Consider the following 25960-nt stretch of genomic DNA (forward strand, 5'->3'; position numbering starts at 1 on the left):
CAGCCGGCGCTGACGCGCCGCCGTTTGCTCGTGACGGGTCGCAGTGCTTTTGGCAGTGTACCGAATTGAACCGCAGCACGCCGCTGACGCCCCGGGTTCAAAGATCCTCCTATGCCCCATAGTCCACGTTACCGCGTGCTGGAGGTGCTGCACCAGGGTGCGGATACCATCCTCTACCGCGCGCGGCGCGAGGAGGACGGCCGACCGGTGGTGCTCAAGGTCCTGCGGCGCGACCACGCGAGCCCTCACGCCCTCGGCAGGCTCCAGCACGAGCACGAGGTCGCCAGAGCGCTCGATACGGCGGTCATCGTCAGGCCCTATGCGATCGAATCGCTCGGCGACCAGGCCGCGCTGGTCCTGGAGGATTTCGGCGGCCGCTCGCTCGACCGGCTGCTCGATGGCGACGGGCCGATGCGCCCGATGTCGATCGAGCGCTTCCTGCCCCTCGCCGTCCGCCTGACAGCCGCGCTGACCGAGCTGCACCGGCGGCACGTCATCCACAAGGACATCAAGCCACAGAACCTCCTCTACAACCCCGACACCGGCGAGGTGAAGATCACCGATCTCGGCATCGCCTCCCTCTCCCCCCGCGAATCCCAGCATCTCGTCCACAACAGCCTCATCGAGGGGACGCTGGCCTACATGGCGCCGGAGCAAACGGGCCGGATGAACCGCCGGATCGACGAGCGGACCGACCTGTACTCCCTCGGCGTCACCTTCTACGAGATGCTGACTGGCACCCTGCCCTTCCAGGCCAGCGATCCCGTCGCGTGGGTCTATTGCCATATCGCACAGAGCCCGGTCCCGCCCCACGCGCTCGTCCCCTCGATTCCGCCGGTCCTGTCCGACGTCGTGCTCAAGCTGCTCTCCAAGGCCGCCGAGGAGCGCTACCAGAGCGCGCTCGGCCTGCGCCACGACCTCGACGCGTGCCTCGCGAGGTGGCGGGCGAGCGGCGACATTCAGCCCTTCGCGCTCGGTGAGCGCGATCTCTCCGACCGGTTCCGCGTCCCGCAGCGGCTCTACGGCCGCGAGCGCGAGATCGAGGCGCTGCTCGCCGCGTTCGAGCGGGTGGTGGCGCAGGGTCGGCCTGAGCTCGTGCTCGTGTGCGGGTACTCGGGTATCGGCAAGTCGTCGCTCGTCGCCGAGCTGCACAGGCCCGTCGTTCGCGAGCGCGGCTTCTTCCTCTCCGGCAAGTTCGATCAGACCGCGAGGGATGTCCCCTACCGTGCTTTCCTTCAGGCGTTCCGGGCGCTGTTCCAGGAGATCCTCAGCGCGAGCGAGGAGCAGGTCGAGCGCTGGAGAGAGCGCCTCCGGGAGGCCCTCGACCAGGACGGCAGGCTGCTCGCCGACGTGCTCCCCGAGATCGAGCGGCTCCTCGGCCCGCAGCCGCCCGTGCCCGAGCTCCCGCCCGCCGAGGCCCAGGCCCGGCTGCACGCTGCGCTCCAGCGCTTCGTCGCCGCGTGCGCCCGGAAGGAGCACCCCATGGCGCTCTTCCTCGATGATCTCCAGTGGGCGGACGCGGCCAGCCTCCTCTTGCTCGATCACCTCGCCACCCATGCCGGCGGCGCGCACCTCCTGCTGATCGGCGCCTACCGGGACAATGAAGTAGGCCCAGCGCACCCGCTGCGGCTCACGCTGGCCGAGGCCCGACGACGCGACGCCGCCGTCTCCGAGCTCGTCCTCGAGCCGCTCTCCGCCGCCCACGTCGGCGCGCTCGTCGCCGAGGCGGTCCACGCGCCGGAAGCAGAGGTCGAGCCGCTCTCGCAGCTCGTCTACGAGAAGACCGGCGGCAACCCGTTCTTCGTGCTCCAGTTCCTCATCGCCCTGCACGAAGAGCGGCTCATCGCCGTCGACGCAGAGCGGCGCATGTGGCGGTGGGACATCGCCGCGATCCGCGACAAGGGCTTCACCGACAACGTCGTCGAGCTGATGGCCGGCAAGCTGAACCGGCTCTCGGTCCCGACGCGCGACGCGCTCAAGCTCGCCGCGTGCCTCGGCGGCAGCGTGGACCTCGACACCCTCGCGCTGCTCGCGCACCGTGGCCCGGCGGAGCTCCGCGACGCGCTCGAGGAGGCCGTGCGGGAGGGGCTGCTGCTCCGCCGGGACAGCGCCTATCACTTCCTCCATGACCGGGTGCAGCAAGCCGCGTATTCGCTCATCCCGGCAGAGCAGCTGGCCGAGGTGCATCTCCGGATTGGCCAGCTCCTCAGGAGGGGGGGGCGCCCAGAGGAGGGCGACGAGGCGCTCTTCGAGGTCGTCGGCCACCTCAACCGCGGCGCCGCGCTCCTCCGTTCCCGGGCCGAGCGCGACGAGGTTGCCGCGCTGAACCTCCGCGCCGGCAGGAAGGCCAAGGCCGCAGCGGCCTACGAGGCCGCCGCCGCGCTCTTCGTCGCGGGCCTCTCCTTGCTCTCGCCGGACTCCTGGGAGACGCAGCACGAGCTGACCTACGGCCTCACCTTCGAGCGCGCGCACGTCGCCTACATCACCGGCGCCATCGACAACGCCGAGCGGCTCCTCGAAGAGCTCGAGGATCGCGCGAGGACCAGGGGCGAGACGGCCGCCGTCGTCGAGCTCGTCATCACGCTGAAGGTCACCCGCGGGCAATACGCGCGCGCGGCGGAGATCGGGCTCGCGTGGCTCCGCACCTACGACATCGATATTCCCTTCCTCCCCACCGACGCACAGCTCGAAGAGGAGACGAAGAGCGTCTGGCAGACCCTGGGCGACTGGGCGATCGAGGGCCTCATCCACCTGCCCCCCATGACGCACCCGGAGATCAAGGCCACGATGCGCGTGCTGCTGGGCGCCGGCATCCCCGCGGCCTTCGTGAATCCGAGCCTTCCCTTTCTCATCGTCCTGCGCATGGTCCAGCTCAGCCTGCGCCACGGCAACGCCGAGAGCTCCTCTCACGCGTACGCTTCCTTCGCGAGGGTGCTCGGCCCGAAGTTCGGGCGATACCAGGAGGCCTATCGCTTCGGCAAGCTCGGCTGCGACCTCGCGGAGAGGAGCGGCCTCCTCACGACGAAATCGATGGCGTTCACGATCTTCGGACAGCATGTCGTCTTCTGGACACGCCACTACCGAGAGACATATCCGTACTCGCGCGCCGGCTTCAGCGCCGCGGTCGAGTCGGGCGATCTGAACCACGCGTGCTTCAACTGCATGTGGGACGCGCTGTTCCGGCTGCTCTCCGGCGAGCCGCTGGAGGACGTGCTTCACGAGGTCGAGGAGCGCCTCGGCTTCGTGCGCAGCGCCGGTCACCCGTTCGCCCATGGCGTCCTCCTCGGCGCGCACGGCATGGTCCAGACGCTGCGAGGGAGGCCGGTCCGCTACGCGATGCTCGATGGATCCGAGCTGGATCCGCCGGCCTTCGAGGCGCAGCTCGGCGAGGGGGACCTGCAAAACGTTCAAAGCTTCTATCACGAAATGAAGGCCCAGGCGCTCTTCGTGCTGGGCTCTCCCGGAGAGGCGATCGAGACGGCGGCCCGCGCGATGATCGAGCATGGACACGGGATCGTGCCGACCGCCCTCATCGTCGAGAACTTCTATTATTCCGGGCTCGCGATCGCGGCCCTCGTCGAGGCACCGCACGCGCCGCACGCGGAGCGGGATTCCCCGCAGGAGGAGCTCCCCGAGCAGCTGCTCGACTGCGAGCGGCGGCTCGGCGAGTGGGCCAGGAACGGCCCCGACAACTTCCTCCACAAACACACGCTGGTCCGCGCCGAGATCGCCCGGCTCCGGGGGCGCGAGCCGGAGGCCATCCGGCTGTACGAGCAGGCCATCTCGTCGGCGCAAGAGGGCGGCTTCGTCCAGCACGAGGCCATCGCCTGCGAGCTCGCAGCCCAGTTCTACCACGCGCGTGGCCTCGCCACGCCCGCCGACGCTTACCTGGAGAAGGCCCGCGCCGCCTATTTCCGCTGGGGGGCCCACGCCAAGGTGGATCAGCTCGACCAGCGCTATCCCCACCTCGCCCCGCGCAAGCCGATCGCGCCCACCGTCACCTTCGCCGTCCGGGCCGAGCAGTTCGACGTCCTCTCCGTCGTCAAGGCCTCTCAGAGCATCTCCGGAGAGCTCCAGCTCCCGCGCCTCCTCGAGACGCTCTTGCGCATCGTGATCGAACACGCCGGCGCCGAGGAGGGCTATGTACTCCTGGTCCGGCAGGATCGCGTGTCGACCGCGGCGGCGATCGCCGCGTCCGGCGGCGCGGCTCGGCGGCTCGAGGCGGGCGAGGCGGCGACCGCCGCGCTGCCGCAGTCCATCCTCAATTACGTTCGCCGCAGCCACGAGCGCGTGCTGCTCGCCGACGCCTCGGGCAGACACCCGTTCTCGGAGGACACGTATTTCGCGCGCAAGAGGCCGCGCTCGGTGCTTTGCCTCCCGATCGTGCACAGGGCCCGGCTGCTCGGCCTGCTCTACCTGGAGAACAGGCTCGTCACCGGCGCGTTCACCCCAGGGCGGCTCACCGTGCTCGAGCTGCTCGCCTCGCAGTCGGCCATCTCGCTCGAGAACGCCATGCTCTATACCGACATCGAGCAGGAGAACGCCGAGCGGCGCCGGGCGGAGCGCGAGCTCCGCGAGAGCCAGGCCACGCTGCAGGCCATCGTCGACAACTCCGCCGCTGCCATCTACCTCAAGGATCGCGACGGCCGCCACCTGCTCGTCAACCGGCAGGCGGGCCGCAACCTCGGCATGAAGGCCGAGCAGCTCATCGGCAAGACGGGCGCCGAGCTCTTGCCTGCTGCGTTCGTCGAGTGCACCAGCGACCACGACCGCAAGGTGCTCGAGGCGGGCGTGCCGATGGAGTTCGAGGAAGAGATGCTGATAGACGGCGAGCTGCGCACCCACCTGTCGATCAAGTTCCCGCTCGGCGAGGACGTCATGCCCGGCGTGCTCTGCGGCATCTCCACCGACATCACCGAGCGCAAGCGCGCCGAGCTCGCCGAGCGCTTCCTCGCCGAGGCGAGCCGCAAGCTCATGGCCCTCGGCTACGGCGCCACCCTCGACAGCGTCGCGCAGCTCGCCGTGCCCGAGCTGGCCGATCAGTGCGTCATCGACGTGGGCGCCGCTGACGGCGACCCGGGACACGCGGTCACCGCGGGCGTGCCGGACGACCTCGCAGGCGCGGTGCTGGACGCGCTGCGGCCCCTGGCAGCGAGCTCGCCGGACCGCCCCGAGGTGGGGGAGCTCCGCGCCGCGCCTCTGCTCGAGCAGCTCGGCATTCACTCCTTCCTCCGGGTCCCGCTCCTCGCGCGCGACCGGCGCTTCGGGGTCATGACCCTGCTGGCGACCGCGCCACGGCGCCGCTACGGCCCCGCCGACCTGTGGCTCGCCGAGGAGCTCGGGTTGCGCGCGGCGCTCGCGCTCGACAACACCCGCCTGTTCGCCGACGCTCAGGTGGCGATCGAGCGCCGCGACGAGTTCCTCCTCGTCGCCTCGCACGAGCTCAAGACACCGCTCACCTCGCTGAAGATGCAGGCCCACCTCCTCGCTCGGCTCCTGCCCCGCTTCCAGCGCGCGGAGATCTCTCCGGAGCGCATCGACGCCGCGATCCAGCTCCTCAACCGCCAGATCGCGCGCCTCGCCCACCTGGTCAACGAGCTGCTCGACGTCACCCGCCTCAACGCCGGCCAGCTGACCCTCGCGCGCGCCCCCCTCGATCTGGCGGCCCTGACGCGCGAGGTCGTCGAGCGGATGAGGCAGCAGGTCGTCGACGCCCGCTGCCCCACCAAGCTCGACATGGAAGGGCCCGTGGTCGGGGACTGGGATGCTTCTCGCATGGAGCAGGTCCTCATCAACCTCCTCTCGAACGCGATCAAGTACGGCGCAGGAGGCCCCATTCACGTCGTCGTGCGCGGCGAGGGCGATCGCGCGCGGCTCGTCGTCCGCGATCACGGCATGGGCATCGCGGAGGCCGATCAGGCCAGGATCTTCGAGCGCTTCGAGCGCGCCGTCTCCGTCCGCAACTTCGGCGGTCTCGGACTCGGCCTCTACATCGTTCGATGGATCGTCACCTCCCATGGCGGCACCATCCGCGTCGAGAGCAAGCCGGGCGCGGGCGCCACGTTCGTCGTCGAGCTGCCTTTGCATGCGGCGGAGGCAGAGACGGACGGCCAGGATGCCCTGCTCCCGCAGGCGTAGGCGCGCGCTCCGCGCTGCGTGCTCGCTACCCGACTGCGCCTCGGAAGCTCCCTTTCCGTCCCCGCTATCGCCGTGCACGGACGACGGCATCGCTGCAGGCGACCCGGCGCGAGAACGCGGCGCCGTTTGCTCGTGACGAGGCGCACCGCTTTTGGCAGTGTAGCGAGTTGAGCCGCAACGCGCCGCTGGCGCCTCGGTTTTCAAAGCTCTTCCTATGCCCGATAGTCCACGCTACCGCGTGCTGGAGGTGCTGCACCAGGGTGCGGACACGATCCTCTACCGCGCGCGGCGCGAGGAGGACGGACGGCCGGTGGTGCTCAAGGTCCTGCGGCGCGATCACGCCAGCCCCCGCGCCCTCGGCAGGCTCCAGCACGAGCTCGAGGTCGCCAGAACGCTCGATTCACCCGTCGTCATCAAGGCCCACGGCATCGAGCCGTTCCGCGACCAGATGACCCTGGTCCTCGAGGACTTCGGCGGCCGCTCGCTCGACCAGCTGCTCGATGGCGACGGGCCCATGCGCCCGATGCGCCCGATGTCGATCGAGCGCTTCTTCCCCCTCGCCCTCCGCCTCGCCGGCGCGCTCGCAGAGCTCCACCGACACCACGTCATCCACAAGGACATCAAGCCCCAGAACCTGCTCTACAACCCCGACACCGGCGAGGTGAAGATCACCGATCTCGGCATCGCCTCCCTCTCCGCGCGCGAGGCCCAGGAGCTCGCGCACGACGGGCTCATCGAGGGCACGCTCGCCTACATGGCGCCGGAGCAGACCGGCCGCATGAACCGCTGGGTCGACGAGCGGACCGACCTGTACTCCCTCGGCGTCACCTTCTACGAGCTTCTGACTGGCACCCTTCCCTTCCAGGCCAGCGATCCCGTCGAGTGGGTCTATTGCCACATCGCCCAGGCGCCGCAGCCGCCGCACACGCTCGTCCCCTCGATTCCACCCCAGCTCTCCGCCGTCGTCCTCAAGCTGCTCTCCAAGGCCGCCGAGGAGCGTTACCAGAGCGCACACGGCCTGCGCCACGACCTCGACCGATGCTTTTCCCAGCTGCGGGCGACCGGCGCCATCGAGCCATTCCCGCTCGGACAGCGCGATCTCTCCGACCGGTTCCAGGTCCCGCAGCGGCTCTACGGCCGCGAGCGCGAGGTGGAGGCGCTTCTCGCCGCGTTCGAGCGCGTGGTCGCGAACGGCCGGCCAGAGCTGGTGCTCGTCTCGGGCTATTCGGGCATCGGCAAGTCCTCGCTCGTCGCCGAGCTGCACGGGCCCGTCGTGCGCGAGCGCGGCTTCTTCCTCTCCGGCAAGTTCGAGCAGCTGAAGCGCGACGTCCCTTACCACGCCTTTCTCCAGGCGTTCCGGGCGCTGTTGCGGGAGCTCCTGTGCGCGAGCGAGGAGCAGGTCGAGCGCTGGAGGCAGCGCCTCCGTGAGGCTCTCGGCCAGGACGGCGGTCTGCTCGCCGACGTGCTCCCCGAGCTCACGCTCCTCCTCGGCCCGCAGCCCCCCGTGCCCGAGCTCCCGCCCGCGGAGGCCCAGAGCCGGCTGCTCGCCGCGCTCCAGCGCTTCGTCGCCGCGTGCGCCCGGAAGGAGCACCCCGTCGCCCTCTTCCTCGATGATTTCCAGTGGGCCGACGCGGCCAGCCTCCTCTTGCTCGAGCAGCTCGCCACCTATTCCGGCTCCGAGCACCTCCTGCTGATCGGCGCCTACCGCGACAACGAGGTCGGCCCCGCGCACCCGCTCCGGCTCACCCTGGCCGAGGTGCAGAAGCGCGGCGCCGCCGTCTCCGAGCTCGTCCTCGCGCCGCTCTCCGCCGCCCACGTCGGGGCGCTCGTCGCCGAGGCGGTCCACGCCCGAACCGACGAGGTCGAGCCGCTCTCGCGGCTCGTCTACGAGAAGACCGGCGGCAACCCGTTCTTCGTGCTCCAGTTCCTCATCGCCCTCCACGAAGAGCGGCTCATCACCTTCGACGCCGGGCAGCGCGTATGGCGCTGGGACATCGCCGCCATCCGCGACAAGGGCTTCACCGACAACGTCGTCGAGCTGATGGCCGGCAAGCTCAAGCGGCTCTCGGCCCCTGCGCACGACGCGCTCAAGCTCGCCGCGTGCCTCGGCAGCAGCCTCGACCTCGAACCCCTCGCGGTGGTCGCGGGCCGTCCGGCGGAGGAGCTCCGCGACGCGCTCGAGGAGGCCGTGCGGGAGGGGCTGCTGCTCCGCCGGGGCTCTGGTTATCGCTTCCTCCATGACCGCGTGCAGCAAGCCGCGTATTCGCTCATCCCGGCCGAGCAGCTCGCCGAGGTGCACCTCCGGATCGGCCAGCTGCTCTTGAAGGAGCAGCGCGCCGAAGAGCGCGAGGATGCGCTCTTCGATATCGTGAGCCACCTCAACCGCGGCGCCGCGCTCCTCCGTTCTCAGGCCGAGCGCGACGAGCTCGCCGCGCTGAACCTCCGCGCCGGAAGGAAGGCCAAGGCCGCCGCGGCCTACGAGTCCGCCGCCGCGCTCTTCGCCGCGGGCCTCTCCCTGCTCGCGCAGGCTCCTTGGGACGCGCAGCACGAGCTGACCTACGACCTGACGCTCGAGCGCGCGCACGCCGCGTACATCACCGGCGGCTTCAACGAGGCCGAGCGGCTCCTGCAAGAGCTCATGGAGCGCGCGAGGACCAGGACCGAGACGGCCGCCGCCGTCGAGCTCATCGTCACGCTCCGTGTGACCCGCGGGCAATCCGCCCGCGCGGTGGAGATCGGCCTCTCGTGGCTCCGCGCCTGCGACATCGATCTTCCGCGCCTCCCCACCGACGCACAGCTCGAAGAGGAGACGAAGAGCGTCTGGCAGGCCCTGGGCGACCGGGCGATCGAGGACCTGATCCATCTGCCCCCCATGACCGACCGGGAGGTCAAGCTGACGATGGGTGTGCTGGAGGGCGCGGGCATCGCGGCGTCCTTCATGACCCCGAACCTGTACTTTCTCATCTTCCTGCGCATGGTCCAGCTCAGCCTGCGCCACGGCAACGCCGAGAGCTCCGCTGTCGCGTACACGTCGTTCGCGAGGATGTTCGGCCCGAGGTTCGGGCGATACAAGGAGGCCTATCGGTTTGGCAAGCTCGGCCACGACCTGGCGCAGAGGAGCGGCCTCCTCACCACGAAATCGATGGTGTTCGCCACCTTCGGACACCATGTCGTCTTCTGGACACGCCACTACCGAGAGACGTATCCCTACGGGCGCGCCGGCTTCAGCGCCGCGGTCGAGTCCGGCGCGCTGAGCATGGCGTGCTTCAACTGCGTATGGGACGCGCTGTTCCACCTGCTCTCTGGCGAGGCGCTCGAGGACGTGCTCCGCGAGATCGACGAGCGGATCGGCTTCGTGCGCAGCGCGGGTTTCGCGTTCGCGCACGGCGCCCTCCTCAGCGCCCACGCCATGATCCAGGCGCTGCGCGGGAGGCCGGTCCGCTTCGCCATGCTCGACGGCTCCGAGCTGGATCCTCCGGCCTTCGAGGCGCGGCTGCAGGAGGGAGCGCTGGAGACCACGCGCGAATTCTACTACAGCTTGAAGGCGCAAGCGCTCTTCGTGCTCGGCGCGCCCAGGGAGGCGCTCGAGGCGGCGACCCGCGTCGTCACCGAGCAACCCTTCTGGAACCAGCCGCACGCGCTCATGGCCGAGAGCTTCTATGTTCTCGCGCTCTCGCTCGCGGCCCTCGTCGACGCACCGCACGCGCCGCACGCGCCGCACGCGGAGCGGGATTCCCCGGCGCGGGAGCTCCCCGAGCAGCTGCTCGAGTGCGAGCGGCAGCTCGACGCGTGGGCCAGGAGCGGCCCCGACAATTTCCTCCACAAACACGCTTTGGTCCGCGCCGAGATCGCCCGGCTCCGCGGGCAGGATCTGGAGGCCATCGGGCTCTACGAGCAGGCCATCTCCTCGGCGCACGAGGGGGGCTTCGTCCAGCACGAGGCCATCGCCTGCGAGCTCGCCGCCCGGCTCTACCGCGACCGCGGCCTGTCCACGCCCGCAGACGCTTACCTCCAGAGGGCCCGCGCCGCCTATTTCCGCTGGGGCGCCCACGCCAAGGTCGATCAGCTCGACCAGCGTTATCCCTTCCTCGCCCCGCGAAAGCCGATCGCCCCCACCGTCACCTTCGCCGTACGCGCCGAGCAGTTCGACGTCCTGTCCGTCGTCAAGGCCTCTCAGAGCATCTCCGGTGAGCTCAAGCTCCCGCGCCTGCTCGATATGCTCCTGCGTACCATGGTCGAGCACGCGGGCGCCGAGCAGGGGTGCGTCCTCCTGATCCGGGATGAACGCCTCTGGAGCGCGGCGATCGAAGCGCCGAGGGGTGCGGTGCGGATGCGCGACGCGGGCGAGGCGCCTTCGGCCGCCCTGCCGCAATCCATCCTCAACTACGTCCGCCGGAGCCACGAGCGCGTGCTGCTCGACGACGCCGCCGCCAGACACCCGTTCTCGGAGGACGAGTATTTCACGCGGAAGCGGCCGAGATCGGTGCTGTGCCTCCCCATCGTGCGCCAAACGCGGCTGCTCGGCCTGCTCTACCTGGAGAACAACCTCGTCACCGGCGCGTTCACCCCCGGGCGGCTCACCGTGCTCGAGCTGCTTGCGTCGCAATCGGCCATCTCGCTCGAGAACGCCATGCTCTATACCGATATCGAGCAGGAGAACGCCGAGCGACGCCGGGCGGAGCGCGAGCTCCGCGAGAGCCAGGCCACGCTGCAGGCCATCGTCGACAACTCCGCCGCGGCCATCTTCCTGAAGGATCGCGAGGGTCGGTATCTGCTCGTCAACCGCCAGGCGAGCAGCATCGCCGGCCTGCCGAGCCATCGGCTCCTCGGAAAGACCGACGCCGAGCTCTTGCCTGCTGCGCTCGCCGAGATCATCGACGATCACGATCGGCGAGTGCTCGAGGCAGGCGAGCCGCTCGAGTTCGAGGAAGAGGTGGCGATGGAGGACGGGCTGCACACCTTCCTCTCGCTCAAGTTCCCTCTCGGCGAGGAGGTCATGCCCGGCGTGCTCTGCGGCATCTCCACCGACATCACCGAGCGCAAGCGCGCCGAGCTCGCCGAGCGCTTCCTCGCCGACGCGAGCCGCAAGCTCATGGCCCTCGGCTACGGCGCCACCCTCGAGAGCGTCGCGCAGCTCGCCGTGCCCGAGCTCGCCGACCGGTGCGTCATCGACGTGGACCTCACCCAGGACGCCCCGGGGCGAACGGTCACCGCGGGCATGCCGGCCGAGCTCGCGGGCGCCGTGGTGGACGCGCTGCGGGCCCTGACAGCGACCCCGCCGCACCGCCCCGAGGTGGGCGACGTCCGCGCCGCGCCCCTCCTCGAGCCGCTCGGCGTTCACTCCTTTCTCCGCGTCCCGCTCCTCGCGCGAGACCGGCGCTTCGGCGTCATGACCCTGCTGGCGGCCGCGCCACGGCGCCGGTTCGGCCCCACCGACCTGTGGATCGCCGAGGAGCTCGGGCTCCGGGCGGCGCTCGCCCTCGACAACAGCCGCCTGTTCGCCGAGGCCCAGGAGGCGATCGAGCGGCGCAACGAGTTCCTCCTCGTCGCATCGCACGAGCTCAAGACACCGCTCACCTCGCTCAAGATGCAGGCCCACCTCCTCGCCCGGCTCCTGCCCCGCTTCCAGCGCGCCGAGGTCGCTCAGGAGCGCATCGACGCCGCGATCCAGCTCCTCAACCGCCAGATCGCGCGCCTCGCCCACCTGGTCAACGAGCTGCTCGACGTCACCCGCCTCAACGCCGGCCGGCTCACCCTCGCGCGCGCGCCCGTCGATCTGGCGGCCCTGACGCGTGAGGCTGTCGAGCGAATGAGGCAGCAGTTCGCGGACGCCCGCTGCCGCATCCAGCTCGATCTGGAAGAGCCCGTGGTCGGGCACTGGGATGCTTCTCGCGTGGAGCAAGTCGTCATCAACCTCCTGTCCAACGCGATGAAGTACGGCGCGGGGGCCCCCATTCACGTCGTCGTGCGCGGCCTGGAAGACCGCGCGCGGCTGGTCGTCCGCGATCACGGCATCGGCATCGCGGAGACAGACCAGGCCAGGATCTTCGAGCGCTTCGAGCGCGCCGTCTCCGTCCGCAACTTCGGCGGCCTCGGCCTCGGCCTCTACATCGTTCGATGGATCGTCGCCTCCCACGGCGGCACCATCCGCGTCGAGAGCGCGCCAGGCGCGGGCGCTGCCTTCATCATCGAGCTGCCTTTGCATGCGGCGGAGGCGGAGACGGAAGGCCAGGGCACCTTTCTCCCGCCTGCGTGAGCGTTCACCGGGAGCCGAAGCCGGCGCTGCTCCGCGCCGTTTGCTCGTGACGAGGCGCGGCGCTTTTGGCAGTGTACCGGGTTGACTGGCGACACGCCGCCGGCGCCCCGGCTTTCAAAGATCCTCCTATGCTCGATAGTCCACGTTACCGCGTGCTGGAGGTGCTGCACCAGGGTGCGGACACGATCCTCTACCGCGCGCGGCGCGAGGAGGACGGCCGGCCGGTGGTGCTCAAGGTCCTGCGGCGCGATCACGCGAGCCCCCGCGCCCTCCGCAGGCTCCAGCACGAGCTCGAGGTCGCCAGGGCACTGAAGTCGCCCGTCGTCGTCCAGGCCTACGGCATCGAGCCGTTCCGCGACCAGATGACCCTGGTCCTCGAGGACTTCGGCGGCCGCTCGCTCGACCGACTGCTCGATGGCGGCGGGCCCATGCGCCCGATGCGCCCGATGTCGATCGAGCGCTTCTTCCCCCTCGCCCTCCGCCTCGCTGCCGCGCTCGCCGAGGTGCACCGGCGGCACGTCATTCACAAGGACATCAAGCCTCAGAACCTGCTCTACAACCCCGACACCGGCGAGGTGAAGATCACCGATCTCGGCATCGCCTCCCTCTCCGCGCGCGAGGCCCAGGAGCTCGCGCACGACGGGCTCATCGAGGGCACGCTCGCCTACATGGCGCCGGAGCAGACCGGCCGCATGAACCGCTGGGTCGACGAGCGGACCGACCTGTACTCCCTCGGCGTCACCTTCTATGAGCTTCTGACTGGCACCCTGCCCTTCCACGCCAGCGACCCCGTCGCGTGGGTCTATTGCCACATCGCCCAGGCGCCGCGGCCGCCCCACACGCTCGCCCCCTCGATTCCACCCCAGCTCTCCGCCGTCGTCCTCAAGCTGCTCTCCAAGGCCGCCGAGGAGCGTTACCAGAGCGCGCTCGGCCTGCGCCACGACCTCGACACGTGCTTTTCCCAGCTGCGCAAGAGCGGCGCCATCGAGCCATTCCCGCTCGGACAGCGCGACGTCTCCGACCGGTTCCAGGTCCCGCAGCGGCTCTATGGCCGCGAGCGCGAGATCGAGGCGCTGCGCGCCGCGTTCGAGCGCGTGGTCGCGAGCGGCCGGCCAGAGATCCTTCTCGTCTCGGGCTATTCGGGCATCGGCAAGTCCTCGCTCGTCGCCGAGCTGCACGGGCCCATCGTGCGCGAGCGCGGCTTCTTCCTCTCCGGCAAGTTCGATCAGCTCAAGCGCGACGTGCCGTACCGCCCCCTCCTTCACGCCTTCCGGGGGCTCGTGCAGGAGATCCTGAGCGCGACCGAGGAGCAGGTCGAGCGCTGGAGGCAGCGCCTCCGCGAGGCCCTCGGCCAGAACGGCAGGCTGCTCACCGACATGCTCCCCGAGCTCGCCTTGCTCCTCGGCCCGCAGCCCCCCGTGCCAGAGCTCCCGCCCGCCGAGGCCCAGAGCCGATTGCTCGCCACGCTCCAGCGCTTCGTCGCCGCCTGCGCCCAGAAGGAGCACCCCGTCGCCCTGTTTCTCGACGACCTGCAATGGGCCGACGCCGGCAGCCTCCTCTTGCTCGAGCAGCTCGCCACCCTCGCCGGCGACGCACACCTCCTGTTGATAGGCGCTTATCGCGACAACGAGGTCGGCCCCGCGCACCCGCTCCGGCTCACCTTGGCCGAGGTGCAGAAGCGCGGCGTCACCATCGGCGACATCGTCCTCGAGCCGCTCTCCGCCGCCCATGTCGGGGCGCTCGTCGCCGAGGCGGTCCATGCGCCCGAAGCGCGGGTCGAGCCGCTCTCGCAGCTCGTCTACGAGAAGACCGGCGGCAACCCCTTCTTCGTGCTCCAGTTCCTCCTCACCCTGCACGAAGAGGGGCTCATCACGTTCGACGCCGACGAGGGCGCATGGCGGTGGGACATCGTCGCCATCCGCGACAAGGGCTTCACCGACAACGTCGTCGAGCTGATGGTGGGCAAGCTGGAGCGGCTCTCCGTCGCCACGCGCGACGCGCTCAAGCTCGCCGCGTGCCTCGGCAGCAGCGTGGACCTCGACACCCTCGCGATCGTCGCGCGAAGGCCGGCGGAGGAGCTCCGCGAGGCGCTCGAGGAGGCCGTGCGGGAGGGGCTGCTGCTCCGCCGGGACAGCGCCTATCGCTTCCTCCATGACCGGGTGCAGCAAGCCGCAACCTCGCTCATCCCGGCCGGACAGCTGGCCGAGGTGCACCTCCGCATCGGTCAGCTGCTCTTGGGGGCACGGCGCGCCGACCAGCGCGAGGACGCGCTCTTCGATATCGTCGGCCACCTCAACCACGGCGCCGCGCTCCTCCGTTCCCAGGCCGAGCGCGACGAGCTCGCCGCCCTCAACCTCCGCGCCGGCAGGAAGGCCAAGTCCGCCGCCGCCTTCCAGTCTGCCGCCGCCCTCTTCGCCGCCGGCCTGGCCCTCCTCGCGCACGACTCCCGCGAGCGCTGGGAGACTCGGTACGATCTGGCCTACGACCTGAGCCTCGAGCGCGCGCACGCCGCCTACGCCATCGGCAGCTTCGAGGAGGCCGAGCGGCTGCTCGACGAGCTCATGGCGCGCGCGAGGACCAACATCGAGCGCGCCTCCGTCGTCGAGCTCGCCGTCGCGCAGAGCGTCACCCGAGGTCAGTGCGACCGCGCCGTGGAGCTCGGGCTCTCGTGCCTCCGCGCCTGGGACATCGAGCTGTCGCTCCCCGTCACCGACGCGCAGATCAAGGAAGAGACCGAGGGCGTCTGGCAAGCGCTGGGCGACCGGGAGATCGAGGCGCTGGTCGACCTGCCGCCCATGGATCACCCCGAGATCAAGGTCGCGATGCGCATCCTGCTCGGCGTGATGATCCCTGCCTATTTCGTGGATCTGAAGCTGCACTATCTGCTCCTCGTGCGCATGGTCAAGCTCAGCTTGCGCCACGGCAACGCCGAGAGCTCCGCCCAGGCGTACACCGCCTTCGCGCGGATGTTCGGTCCGCTGTTCGGGCGGTATCGTGACGCGTACCTGTTCGGCAAGCTCGGTTACGACCTCGCGGACAGGGGCCACGCCCTCGCCACGAAGGGCGCTGTGTTCACCCTGTTCGGGCAGCAGATCGTCTTCTGGACGCGCCACTACCGGGAGACCGGCTTCTATACGCGCCGCGGCTTCAACGCCGCGGTGGAGGGCGGCGACTGGAACAACGCATGTTACAACTGCATCTGGGCGGCGATGTTCCCGATGCTCTCCGGCGAGCCGCTGGAGGACGCCCTCCACCTCACCGAAGACCGCCTCGGCTTCGTGCGCAAGGCCGGCTACGCGTTCGTCTATGACGTCCTCCTCGACGCTCGGCACCTCATCCAGACGCTGCGCGGGCGGCCGGTCGATTACGCGATGCTCGACGGCGCCGCGCTGGATCAGGCGGCCTTCGAGGCGCGGCTCGTCCGGGAGGGCGGGGTCGTCCCTGGATGCTTCCACTTCAGCATGAAGGCGCAGGCGACGTTCGTCCTCGGCGCGCCCCGGGAGACGGTCGCGGCGACGGCCCATGTGGTCGTCGATTACGACTGGAAGATGGACACGAACGCGCTGTACGTCGAGTGCTTCTATTATCGCGCGCTCGCGCTGGCCGCGCTCGTCGACGACGACGAGGACCGCGCGGCGGCGCCGTCGCCCCGGCCAGAGCTCCCGGACGGGCTGCTCGACTGCGAGCGGCAGCTCGGCGAGTGGGCCGCGAGCGGCCCCGACAACTTCCTCCACAAACACGCTTTGGTCCGCGCCGAGATCGCCCGGCTCCGCGGGCAGGATCTGGAGGCCATCGGGCTCTACGAACAGGCCATCTCCTCGGCGCGGGAGGGCGGCTTCGTCCAGCACGAGGCCATCGCCTGCGAGCTCGCCGCCCGGCTCTACCGCGACCGCGGCCTGTCCACGCCCGCCGACGCTTACCTCCAGAAGGCCCGCGCCGCCTACTTCCGCTGGGGCGCCCACGCCAAGGTCGATCAGCTCGACCAGCGCCATCCCTCCCTCGTCGAGCGAAAGCCGATCGCCCCCACCGTCACCTTCGCCGTACGCGCCGAGCAGTTCGACGTCCTGTCCGTCGTCAAGGCCTCTCAGAGCATCTCCGGAGAGCTCAAGCTCCCGCGCCTGCTCGAGATGCTCCTGCGCATCGTGGTCGAGCACGCGGGCGCCGGAGAGGGGTACGTGCTCCTGCTCCGGGAAGATCGCCTGTCGACGGCGGCGGCGATGGCCGCGTCCGGGGGCGCCGCGCGGCTGCTCGACGCGGGCGAGGCGGTGGCGGACGCGCTGCCGCAATCCATTCTCAACTATGTTCGCCGCAGCCACGAGCGCGTGCTGCTCGACGACGCCGCCGGGCGGCACCCGTTCTCGGAGGACGAGTACTTCACGCGGAAGCGGCCGAGATCGGTGCTGTGCCTCCCGATCGTGCGCCAGGCGCGGCTGCTCGGCCTGCTCTACCTGGAGAACAAGCTGGTGGCCGGCGCGTTCACCCCAGGGCGGCTCACCGTGCTCGAGCTGCTCGCCTCGCAGTCGGCCATCTCGCTCGAGAACGCCATGCTCTATACCGATATCGAGCAGGAGAACGCCGAGCGGCGCCGGGCGGAGCGCGAGCTCCAGGCCAACCAGAAGACGCTCCAGGCCATCGTCGACAACTCCGCTGCAGCCATCTACCTCAAGGATCGCGACGGCCGGCACCTGCTCGTCAACCGGGAGGTGAGCCGCGCCCTCGGCAGACCGGCCGAGCAGATCGTCGGAAAGACGACCGCCGAGCTCCTGCCTGCCGCGGTCGCCGAGTCCATCGACGACCACGACCGGAAGGTGCTCGACTCGGGCGAGCCGATGGAGTTCGAGGAGGAGGTGCTGATAGAGGGCGAGCTGCGCACCGGCCTATCCGTCAAGTTCCCGCTCGGCGAGAACGTCATGCCCGGCGTGCTCTGCGGCATCACCACCGACATCACCGAGCGCAAGCGCGCCGAGCTCGCCGAGCGCTTCCTGGCCGAGGCGAGCCGCAAGCTCATGGCCCTCGGCTATGGCACCACCCTCGAGAGCGTGGCGCAGCTCGCCGTGCCCGAGCTGGCCGACTGGTGCGTCATCGACGTGGACCTCGCTCGCTGCTCCCCGGACTCCCCGGGACACGCGGTCACCGCGGGCGTGCCGGCCGAGCTGGCAGACGCGGTGATGGACGCGCTGCGGCCCCTCGCAGCGACCTCGCCGGACCGCCCCGAGGTGGGTGACGTCCGCGCCGCGCCCCTCCTCGAGCCGCTCGGCGTTCACTCCTTCCTCCGCGTCCCGCTCCTCGCGCGCGACCGGCGCTTCGGCGTCATGACCCTGCTGGCGGCCGCGCCCCGGCGCCATTACCGCCCCGCGGACCTCTGGCTGGCCCAGGAGCTGGCGAGCCGCGCCGCGCTCGCCCTCGACAACAGCCGCCTGTTCGCCGAGGCCCAGGAGGCGATCGAGCGCCGCGACGAGTTCCTCCTCGTCGCATCGCACGAGCTCAAGACACCGCTCACCTCGCTCAAGATGCAGGCGCACCTCCTCGCCCGGCTCCTGCCTCGCCTGCAGCGGGCCGAGGTCGCTCCGGAGCGCATCGACGCCGCGATCCAGGTCCTCAACCGACAGATCGCGCGCCTTGCGCACCTGATCAACGAGCTGCTCGACGTCACCCGCCTGAACGCCGGCCGGCTGACCCTCGCGCGCGCGCCCGTCGATCTGGCCGCCCTGACGCGCGAGGTCGTCGAGCGGATGCACCAGCAGCTCGACGACGCCCGCTGCCGCACCGAGCTCGATCTCGAGGGGCCCGTGGTGGGCAACTGGGATGCTTCTCGCGTGGAGCAGATCCTCATCAACCTGCTGTCCAACGCGCTCAAGTACGGCGCGGGGGCCCCCATTCACGTCGTCGTGCGGGGCGATGGCGATCGCGCGCGGCTCGTCGTCCGCGATCACGGCATGGGGATCGCCGATGCCGACCAGGCCAGGATCTTCGAGCGCTTCGAGCGCGCCGTCTCCGTCCGCAACTTCGGCGGCCTAGGACTCGGCCTCTACATCGTGCGGTGGATCGTCACCTCCCACGGCGGCACCATCCGCGTCGAGAGCAAGCCGGGCGCGGGCGCCACGTTCATCATCGAGCTGCCTTTGCATGCGGCGGAGGCGGAGTCGGAGATGGCGGCGGACGGCCGAGGGGACGTGCTCCCACAGGCCTAGCTCCGCGTGCCAGAAATCCCGCCAGACAATCCGGTCGATGGCGCGCGGTCGCCGGAAACAGTAGCGATTTTCGTAGCTTCCGCCTGTTTCGCCGCCGAGGGCGGCTCCGGTGCGGCCCAACGGGGCGCCCTCTGCCGCCGCATCGGCCGCGGTGAAGGGCCCGCGGCATCACCGGTCCACCGTACGGCCACGCTGCACGCGCCGGTTGACATAGAGAACCTTACGCGATCCGGCCTCCTGGAAAAACGAGGCCATATCAATAATTTATCTATGCATCGACGATGAGGCAGCCCTGAGGTCAAGGGCTTGAGCGCTCTCTTTGCGCGGCTGGCCGGCTTCGGCTCGGCAGCGGCGGCGCTCTGCGTCGTCAGTGCAGGTCGTTTTGGCATGGATGTCTTCCTTCGCCCCGGTCGTGGTCGTTCCGCTTGTGCTTGAGCGCCTTGTCGCGCCCGCAGGAGCGAGCTGTGGCTCGATCGACGATCCGCATTCACAGGCCGGCGGTCGCCCTGGTGCCTGGATGTACACTGGCGTCCGAAGCGGGACCGTGGAGGCGCATTCTAAGGGACGGCAGGTTCGACCCACAGGCCGATCACCCGCGCGCAGATAGGCGTTGCCTTGCTTGGTGATCGAGCCCAGCCGCTGCTTGTCGCGCCCCCCGGAGGTGTCCTCCAGGGGGACCAGGCCGAGATAGGAGGCGAGCTGGTGGGCGTGGTGAAAGCGCTTGACTTCGTCCACCACCGAGACGAACGCGGCGGCGACGACCGCTGCTCCGAGCGGCTCTTTCTTGCGCGCTCCTCTCCGGAGCCTGGAGCCCCCGCCGGAGGCCTCCGTCCGCCCATCGCCCGCAGCTTTGTCCGGCTGGAGCGCTCGAGTGGCCCCGGGAGGTTACCCTCCCGGGGCTCCCACAGATCCGGACGTGCGGGACTACCGCATCCGGCTCTTCGTGACACGGCTTCGCTACGCGGCTTGGAAAGTACACCATGATGCGCGGTTGCGGGAGCGGATACCGCTCCAGCAGCTTCGCCATGCGCTCCCACGGCATGCGCGCCCGTTGCGAGCGGCGGTTCAGCCACTTGCACCAGACGCGCCGGGCCTCGTGCAGAAAGCGATCGAGGGCCTCGAAGTTCCCGGTGATCCCGTAATACCCGAAGTGGCCTCGCAGCTTCTGCGTGAGGATCTGCCACTGCCAGCGGACCGGCTGGTGCCGGTTCTCCCTACACCACTGGGCGACTCTCGCGAGCGCCCGCGTGAAGCGGTCGCAGGCCGTTCTCTGCCTCACCACCCAGTTCCCCTGCCGCGACCTCGCCCAGCAATGGGTGAAGCCCAGCAGATCGAAGGTCCCCGGCTTCGGGACCCTGCTCCCGCCCGACCGCGGCTGAAGCGCGGGCCGACGGAAGGGGACCAGCCGGGTCAAGGTTTACATGGCTTCCTCCTCACCAGGGCTTTCCTGGCGCACCGCAGGGGGAGTCAAGGGCGGCGGAGCCGGCGAGCTCCGCTCGCGAACCCTTGACGCCTCCGAGCACTCCAGCACCCTCGGCTGCCGATGGGCCGACCTCCACGGTGCTGCGGGCTGTCTTCGCAGGCCCCGCCGCGCGAACGCGTCGCGCAGAGGCTCGGGTCGGTGCGGTCGGCATCATGGGTCCAGGCGCCCCGTGGGCTGCCTCATTCCATCTAAGGGGCCGCCTGAACAAAGCAGCTTGCGGGCGCGCCGAAGGCGATATCGCGCTCGGGCGGCGAGAGATCGCCCAGGAGGGAGAGGTGAGCGCGTGCGCGCCCTTCCCCCTCGCGGGCGAGGGGCGCGCGCGCGACCGTGGCGGCCCGCGCGCGCAGGTGCCACACTAGCGCGCGAGCGCGCGCGGCCGTCCACACGCCTGTCGCCGCGCCCACGCGCCGTGTCGCAGAACGTCAGCCTGCAGCTGCTCCACCTCGCGCAGCGCGTCCGCGCGCGCGACGCGCACGTCGCGCGCGCGCCCGACCCCGCCCTGCAGGCCCTCAGCCCCGCGGCGCCGCTGCGGGCGCTCGTCGCGGAGCGCGCACGCGTCGGTGGGCTCGGCGCCGTCTTCGCGCTGGGCGACGGGCTTGACACGTTGACCTTCTCGCCAACGCTCTACCTGCTCGAGAGCGCCGCGAGCGTGGCACAGCTCGCGCATCGCTGGAGCGCGCTCGAGCGCGCGTGGGGCGTGCGCCACCAGACGCGGTTCGCGCTCGACGGCGACGGCGCCCTGCAGCTCGCGGCGCAGCCGTACGCCGGCGCGCTCGCCCCCGCGAGCCAGACCGTGATGATCACCGGGGTGCTCGCCGCGTTGCTGCGCCGGATGGGCCACGGCGAACTCGTCGTCGCGGCGCGCGCCGCGCGCGGACCGTGGCGCGAGCTCGCCTGCGACGCCCGCTGGCTCGGGCCCGCGTCGCTTGCCGAGCCGCCGGTCGCGCTCCGCCTTGTGTGGTCGCGCCGGACCGCGCCGGCGCCGCCCGCGCGCCTGACGTTGCACCCACAGAGCGCCGCGGACGACCCGGTCGCCGCCACGCTCGCGGCGATCGCGCGCGAGCCGCACGCGCCGTGGACGCCGCAGGGAATCGCGCACGCCACGCGCCAGTCGGTCCGCACGCTGCAACGCCGGCTCGCGGCACACGGCACCACTGCCTCGGCGCTCGCGCGCCGCGTGCGCACGCGCGACGCCAGCGTCGCGATCGCCGGCTCGCTTCGGCCGCTCACCGAGATCGCGCACGCGTACGGGTTCAGCGACGCGGCCCACCTGGCGCGCGAGTTCCGCGTCGCGTCGGGCATGCCGCCGAGCGCGTACCGCGCGGTCGCGCGCACGCGCTAGCACGCGCCCACGGCGCGGTGCGCGCGCGCTGCGGCCGACGATTGGCGCGCAGATTCAAGCCCGCCGCGCGCCCCGCTGCGAGGGTGAGCACGCACCGGCGAGCGACCATGCCCCCCCGGTGCAGAAAGGCACGCCCCCTCCGTATGAACCCCGAACGCAACAAGCAGATGCTGCTCGAGCTGTACGACGCCGTGGTCGGCAGGCACTGGGACGCCGTCCGCGCGCTGTTGACCGCCGACTTCGTCGACCACAACCCCGACGCGCGCGCCGCGCCCGGGGCGAACGGCTGCGAGGCCTTCATCGCCTATTTCCGCGACGGCGAGACGCCGCTTCACGGCGCGCAGGTCGAGATCCAGCGTATGATCGCCGACGCCGAGTACGCCGTGGTGCACTACAAGCTCGTGAACCCGCGGCGGCCGCGCGGCGTCGCGGTGGTCGACATCTTCCGCGTCGCCGACGGACGCTTCTGCGAGCACTGGGACGTGCTGCAGGACATCCCGGCCGACGCGCCGAACCCCCGCGCCATGTTCTGAGCGCGCCGCCTCGCACCCACGGCGGCGCGCGCCTACCCCTCACGGCATCGATCGACCACGTCCTACTCTACTATCCATCCAGGGATCGCGTTCGCCGCCGGGGACCGCTCGGGTGCGCACCGCGACATCGGCGGTCAAGAAGAGACCCGCGTCCCCTCGGCGCCGCCGAGAGCGCGACCTTATGGCTGGGGGACGACCTCGTTCGTGGGGTTGCCGTCAATGTCGCCGACCACGTTGTTGGACCAATCAGCGTACGTACACGTCGCGCACGACGTCGTGTAACCCCAGTGGCTCGGGCCGAAGACGTTGTTGCGCAGGATCATGTCCTTGCCGTTCTCGGGGTAGAAGTCGTAGGCGCCGAGCGAGACGAAGTTGTCGTGGACATCGTAGTTCTGCAGCGTCGAGCCATCGACGCTCTGGGTGAAGAGCACGGCAGTGATGGCTTGCCAATAGTTCGGCACTTCGTTGCCCGTAGCGGCGTCGACGCCCGGCTCGAGTCGGTTGTGGCTGATTTCGAGCGGCCCGCTGCCCCCGTACGGGAAGACACCGCCCGTATGCGCAAGAGAGGGGTCCGCCAAGTGCGCGATGTAGTTGTCGTGCAACCAGCTCTGCTCGATGATGGTGTTTTGGCCGCAAAGGCACATGCCACCGGTATTGGCCGCGTCCACCCGGGTCAAGCGGATGGTACACGTCGCACAGGCGTTCACGGCATGCTCGGTAAGGGCGGCGTTCGTACCTCCGGGACCGACCGGCTCGGGGCGAATGGTGGTATCGCTGATGTTCAACGTGAGCGGCGCGGACTCGTCGGCGTTGACCAGAATGCTGCGGTTCGTGGAGCCGGGCGGCGGCGCGATGATCGAATTGGTGATGTTGACCGTGCCGTGGCAACCGGTGCCGATGTAAATGAACGCGTGGAAATACATGTGGTCCAGATTGACAGTGCCGTTGCAATCGTACAGATCCCACTCTTTGCTTTGGTCGTCGCTGGGCCACACTTCCGTGTACCCAGGCGGCACCGGGAGCTGGGGATCGGATTGGGCGTAGGTGCCCACGCCGGGTGCGCCGACGGTGAAGCGATCGGGGTAGCGCTTGGTGCTTGGCGCGTCGCCGCCTCCTGCTCCACCACCGCTTCCGCCGCTCGTGCCTCCGCCGCCGCTGCAGGCGATGCAGCCGCCGCTGACTCCGGTGCCTGAAGACATGGATGAGGAGCTGGACTTCATCTCGCCGTCACCGCACCCTGCGAGGAGGGCGCTCAGCAAGACCACCCCCGGCAAGCTCGGTCCGAGGCCTGCTGCAGGACGATTGGCCGCTCTCTTCATGAGATCTCCTTCGCTTTCGGGGACGTCGCGTCGCTCGTGATCGGATATACAGCCCGAGCAGTCCGCGGCCTGTTGCACGCCGGCTCTCACCCTCATGGGCCACTCGTTTTCAGGGTCATGGGGCCCGGAGGACGGACCGAAACGACTGTCCGTGAACGTGCCGCGTATCGAGGGCGGCGTCGAGCCAATTCATCAACGCCGGGTGCCTCGCGGGGGATTCGGCTGGCACCGTCAGCGAGGCGCGCCGGGTCGAGAGGGCGAGTCAGCGGCGACGGGCGCGAGGGTGGAGCTTATGCCGGTGCGCCCGCAATCACGCGCTCGCCCTGGCCGCACGCCGCCTGCGCGCCAGCGAGCCAAGCATCGCGCTGCCCTGCCCCGACGCGATGATCGGCGCCATGGCCGCGCTGCAGGTCTGGAAAAAGGGCTAGCTGAGCAGCATCACCGAGGCGTGCTGGTTGATGACCATGCAGGCGCCGTTGCCGTCGGTGAACTTGAGGTTGAACTAGAAGCCCAGCTTCGTGAAGAACGCCATCGAGCGCTTGAGGTCGCTCACCGCCAGGTTGACGAAGAGGCCGCGCGTGTGGGCCGTGGTCATGGCGTCACCCCCTTGTTGTCGCAGTTGAACATCCATTGCACGCCGAACTTGTCGGTGAGCTGGCCGTAATGCGCGTTCCAGAAGGTGTCCTGGAGAGGCATGTCGACCTTGCCGCCGGCGGAAAGCGCGTCGAAGCGCGAGGCCATCTCGCTCTTGTCGGTGAAGTGCAGGCACACGTGCACGTTGCTGCCGGCCGGGAACGGAGTGCCGGGCATGGCGTCGCTGATCATCAGCACGCTCTCGCCGATGCGCAGCATCGCGTGCATGACGCGGTTCTTCACGGGCGAGTCGGCCGGGGTGCCGGGCACGTCGCCGAAGCGCATGATGCCGCCTTCGATCTTGGCCCCGAGCGCGCGCTCGTAGAGCTGGATGACCTGCTCGGCGTTGCCGTCGAAGATGAGGTACGGGTTCAGGTTCTTGATGGACATGAGCTTCTCCTGGAGTGGGCGTGAGGTTCAGCGGGACAGCGGGAGCAGCGCGCGCAGGCGCGCGTCGCGCAACCAGAGGCCGAGCCACAAGAGCGCGGCGATGTAGATGGGGAACAGCGTGTGGCTGAGCAGCGGGTGCCCGACGCGCAGGTGCGTGGCCACGGCGCCGCCGAGGTAGCCGGTCCACAGGAGGGCGCCGAGCACGCGCGTGCGGGGCACCAGGTAGGCCACCAGGCACACGGCCTGGAGGATGCCGAGCGTGCGGATGGCCTCGCCCGACCAGCCGAGGTCGGCGCTGTGCTTGGCGGCGGTCTCGGCGGCCAGCAGCTTGAAGCCGCCGTCGAAGGCCAAGAACAGCGCCGCGAGGCCGCTCGCGACCCGGCCTCCCCACAGCGCGGCGCGGGACGGCGCCTCGCTGCGGACGTGGCTCGTAACAGGATGAAATTGCTGACAAATTGCGGCACTCGCGGTCGTCATGGGCTCCCTCCGTTGCGTTCGTTTTGAGGGATAGACTCCGGGGCTGCGCTGAACTCATCGGTGGGCCGCAAAAAAAGTTCGCGGGCCCCTCAGGGCAGGCACCGCGGCACGCCGAAGCGCGGGAACAGAGGTGGTCGACGTCGAGGTACGACGTCATGCTGGCGATGCCGTCGCCGCGCACGTCGAGCACGAGGATCGCCGGAGCCGATCGCGGGTCGGCCCTCCCCCGCCGCCGAGCGCCTCGACGCCCCGTGGATCGCCGTGATCACGGGATCGTGTCGTCGACGTAGTATCCGGCGCTTCCGACCGGGACCGTCACGGCGCCCGAGCCGACGGTGAACGCCCCGTTCGGCGTGATGTTGGCCGGGTTCTGTCCTTGCCCGATCGTCTGGTACCAGGTCAGCCGGGTGATCTCTCCGCCGCCCGTGCCGATCCGCAGGTGCACGCCGCCGTTGTCATAGCGGTATCCACCGCTCACCTGGTCGCTCGAGAACCACGTCCAGGAGGAGCTCACCGGCAGCTGAAACTGCTGCGTTCCGCTCTGCGCCGGCGGCGCGCCGCTGCCGTCCGTATGGCTGACGCTCACGCCCTTCTTGCCGAGGTACTGCAGGCTCGCCGTGGTCACATAAAAGTACTCGGTGTTCGCCTGGTAGCTGCCCACATTGCTCCCGCCGATCGCAAGGGCTCGAAAGAACGGCTGGCCGTTCGAGAAGGTCGCCGTGTACAGCCGCCATGGAGTCGACATGCCAGGGTCGAGCTGCGCTTCGCTCACCGAGTCGACCTCCTCGTCTCCTGGTTGCTCTATCCGCTCGGCGACGATGCAGCCCGACGCCGCCAGCATCGCGAAGACCGCCGTCCCGACCTGCACCAACACGCTCTGCGCTTGCATGACAGCCGAACCTCTCCACGGACTTTCATGGCCCAGATCCGCTGGGGAACCGACGATTCCGGGCAACCTGCCGAACCGAGGTAATCGAAGTCACCGGAGTAGACAATTGAAAGGATCGTCCGCGAGCTTTACCTCAAGCTCGAGATCGAAATGGCGACGAGCGCATGACGGTGGTGCGTTCCGGCCGCGGACGGGATCGACCGAGCACCATGATCCCGCTGGCGCGCAGCAGCTCCGGATCGGCGCAAGTCGACACAGTTCGGCACGAATTCACGGGACGGCCAGCGCCGAGCGCTGCGTCGCCGGATC

General features: G+C 69.9%; 10 protein-coding genes and 1 pseudogene. 6 read left to right on the top strand and 5 right to left on the bottom strand.

Annotated elements, in window-relative coordinates:
* Window positions 1-111 precede the first annotated feature (111 nt).
* The 3 genes from WME73_RS30440 (at window position 112) to WME73_RS30450 (ending at window position 18585) form a co-directional block, all read left to right on the top strand.
* Window positions 112-6138, top strand: a complete 6027-nt coding sequence (locus tag WME73_RS30440) for an AAA family ATPase (protein ID WP_437911825.1) — start codon at window positions 112-114, stop codon at window positions 6136-6138.
* 214 nt (window positions 6139-6352) lie between these two features.
* Entirely contained in the window at window positions 6353-12394 is a 6042-nt protein-coding gene (locus tag WME73_RS30445; RefSeq protein WP_437911826.1) for an AAA family ATPase, read from the top strand.
* A gap of 128 nt (window positions 12395-12522) precedes the next feature.
* The gene (locus WME73_RS30450) at window positions 12523-18585 is read left to right on the top strand and encodes an AAA family ATPase (RefSeq protein ID WP_437911827.1); all 6063 of its coding nucleotides are present in this window, start codon (window positions 12523-12525) and stop codon (window positions 18583-18585) included.
* A gap of 264 nt (window positions 18586-18849) precedes the next feature.
* Here the strand turns inward: WME73_RS30450 and WME73_RS30455 are convergent.
* Window positions 18850-19338 (bottom strand): annotated as a pseudogene (locus WME73_RS30455) (transposase); the annotation flags it as partial.
* A 494-nt stretch (window positions 19339-19832) separates the two neighbouring features.
* Here WME73_RS30455 and WME73_RS30460 point away from each other — a divergent pair.
* The 3 genes from WME73_RS30460 to WME73_RS30470 all read left to right on the top strand — a co-directional run bounded on the left by WME73_RS30460 (window position 19833) and on the right by WME73_RS30470 (window position 21943).
* Window positions 19833-19964 (top strand): hypothetical protein, encoded by a 132-nt coding sequence (locus WME73_RS30460; RefSeq protein ID WP_437911828.1) that lies wholly within the window; start codon window positions 19833-19835, stop codon window positions 19962-19964.
* Window positions 19965-20351: 387 nt separating this feature from the next.
* Window positions 20352-21410 (top strand): helix-turn-helix transcriptional regulator, encoded by a 1059-nt coding sequence (locus WME73_RS30465; protein WP_437911829.1) that lies wholly within the window; start codon window positions 20352-20354, stop codon window positions 21408-21410.
* Between the two features lie 143 nt (window positions 21411-21553).
* Entirely contained in the window at window positions 21554-21943 is a 390-nt protein-coding gene (locus WME73_RS30470; RefSeq protein WP_437739903.1) for a nuclear transport factor 2 family protein, read from the top strand.
* A 179-nt stretch (window positions 21944-22122) separates the two neighbouring features.
* On the opposite strand, the gene WME73_RS30475 is transcribed toward WME73_RS30470, so the two are convergent.
* From WME73_RS30475 to WME73_RS30490, 4 genes are all read right to left on the bottom strand, one after another.
* A complete protein-coding gene (locus tag WME73_RS30475; protein ID WP_437739904.1) occupies window positions 22123-23262 on the bottom strand; it encodes a hypothetical protein in 1140 nt (379 codons plus the stop codon).
* A gap of 591 nt (window positions 23263-23853) precedes the next feature.
* Entirely contained in the window at window positions 23854-24285 is a 432-nt protein-coding gene (locus WME73_RS30480) for a VOC family protein (protein WP_437911830.1), read from the bottom strand.
* A gap of 27 nt (window positions 24286-24312) precedes the next feature.
* Window positions 24313-24762 carry a DoxX family protein gene (locus tag WME73_RS30485; RefSeq protein WP_437911831.1) on the bottom strand — a complete coding sequence of 150 codons (450 nt, stop codon included), beginning with the start codon at window positions 24760-24762 and terminating at the stop codon, window positions 24313-24315.
* A gap of 265 nt (window positions 24763-25027) precedes the next feature.
* The gene (locus WME73_RS30490) at window positions 25028-25651 is read right to left on the bottom strand and encodes a hypothetical protein (RefSeq protein ID WP_437850557.1); all 624 of its coding nucleotides are present in this window, start codon (window positions 25649-25651) and stop codon (window positions 25028-25030) included.
* Window positions 25652-25960 lie beyond the last annotated feature (309 nt).

Source organism: Sorangium sp. So ce302 (assembly GCF_051530145.1).
GTDB lineage: Bacteria > Myxococcota_A > Polyangia > Polyangiales > Polyangiaceae > Sorangium > Sorangium cellulosum_B.